Below are 2,018 nucleotides of genomic sequence, written 5' to 3' on the forward strand. Positions count from 1 at the left end.
TCAAATAAATGAGACTGAAGTATATAAATATCTCGAAGGCTTCCATCTTGATAAAAGTATTTGGATATTACTTCTTTTGTCATATTTAAATCCTTTCTCTTCGCATTTCACATAACGTTGGTTTATTCGTGACGTCCATTCCCCTTAGATAGCTCTTATCTTAGGGGAATGGATGTATCTTCCTGAATCTTCTTCCTCGATAATACTTCTGGCAGATCAAGAGCCGAACGGCTCGCAGTACGAATATTTTGTTAGGTGATGTTAATGCCTTCTTGATTAACCTTCAAACTTCACTTTATTCTTCGGTACATTTTTTTTGATTAGTATCTTTAGATTCTCTATTCCATTTTCCTTCTGTTTAACTATTGCTTCCTTTGGCAGAATTAGAGCCCTATTTTTCCCTGCATATAAAGCAATTATATATTTTGATTCCACGACCTTAAATATCTCATTCCAGTTAATATGCCCTGTACCTGAATCTGATTTCACTGAAATACCTGAATCTGTTATTTCGTAGGTTTGTTTGTATTGAAGCAATTTATCTGATCTAAATTGTCTGTTTGATTGAAGAATCGCCAAGTAATATAATCCAATCGATAATATAGTACTAACTATAACCCCACCTATAAGTCCTACAGTCGCTATACCGATCTCAAATATAAACTCATTCATACTTATTATTACAATAAAAAAGAGCACTAAATAAAATATAAATCCTATTTTCAAAGACTTTTTTTGATGTAGAATAGTTAAATATGAGTATTCTTTTTGTGTAAGCTGAACATCCAATACAACATGGTCCGAATTAGTCATCCTCGAATATCCCTCCAAAATAAATGTATTAATTTCACCTAACGTTTGGCATTCCTGACGTCCTTTCACCTTAAAGGAGCGAAGCGACTGGCCGCGATGCGGTTAGGTGAAAGGATGTGTCTCAGCAATTCCTTCTCCGAATGTTACTTCTGGGACCGAGGGCGACGAAGTCGTCCGATGCAGGATTATTATGTTAGGAGAAGTTCTTTGAATTGCTTACGAGTTCTTTAATTGCTCTTCTACCCTTCGTCTTAACCATCTCATTTGTCCCCTATGATTAATTTCATCTTCAAATACATGAAACCACATAAAATAATGGTTTGCCTGCTTTCCATTCCAAAATGGATGTTCTTCATATAACCAATCATCATTCCGCTTTTTAAGTTCGTCCAATGTTCTTTGTCTCATATTCTCCATTTCATGTATATAAAAATCAAGCGAATTTCCTTTAATCTCTTTACGTCCTAGATCTCCAAGCTCATAAGCCGGTTGCCATTTCTTTATTTCTTCCTCCGTTGGCTTTCTATTCTCAAACGTATCCAATTGATAACCAAGTTCAACTGCGGGGAGATGCATTAATAATGCACCAATCGAATTACTGTTTGAATCATGAATATAATCCAGTTGTTCAGTACTTAACTCTCGTACCGTATTAAGCGTTGTCAATCGCGCATAATTCATCATCGAAACAAGTCTACCGATCTGGGGGCTAAATCCTTTTACTTCAGAGATCAAGTATATTCTTTCTGAATCCATTGTACATTGTCCTTTCGATGTAGGTTTTAGTTTTGTAATGTTGGCTTCGAATTTCTCCTAACGTTTGGCATTCCTGACGTTCAAGTAGCTTAAGTGACCAAAGGGAACGAGTCGTCAGACTTAGCTGGTTGAATGTATCGCCTGAATAAACTCCTTGGAAATCCTTCTAGCAATCAAGGGCGAATGCCCGCAGTAGGAATGTAGTGTTGGTATTCTCAGTTCATACCCGACTGGCTCGGGGATGGACTTTTTCTTTATACTGGAGGCAACACTGGGCTGAAAAACGCATGTTTTGTTGGGACATAGATCCCGTCGTATAAAGTGTTTTACGCCCTCGCCTTTTGTTCATACCCCGATTCAGCTGGTTGGGCCTTAGAGCCCGTATCACCGTGCCAACCTGTGGAGGGCAAAAGTGCTGGCCCCAGTGAAACTAAGGAGGTTATATGAAT

The 2,018-nt window shown here is 37.9% G+C and carries 2 protein-coding genes; both read right to left on the bottom strand.

The genetic code is table 11. The annotated features are described in order from the left end of the window. Positions 1–276: 276 nt before the first annotated feature. On the bottom strand, positions 277–813 hold the full coding sequence (locus tag AC1TO8_RS23785) for a YcxB family protein (protein ID WP_482058060.1): 537 nt from the start codon (positions 811–813) through the stop codon (positions 277–279). A gap of 216 nt (positions 814–1,029) precedes the next feature. Continuing rightward, a complete protein-coding gene (locus AC1TO8_RS23790) occupies positions 1,030–1,569 on the bottom strand; it encodes a DinB family protein (RefSeq protein WP_482058061.1) in 540 nt (179 codons plus the stop codon). Positions 1,570–2,018 lie beyond the last annotated feature (449 nt).

This window comes from Paenibacillus sp. Y859, assembly GCF_056786405.1.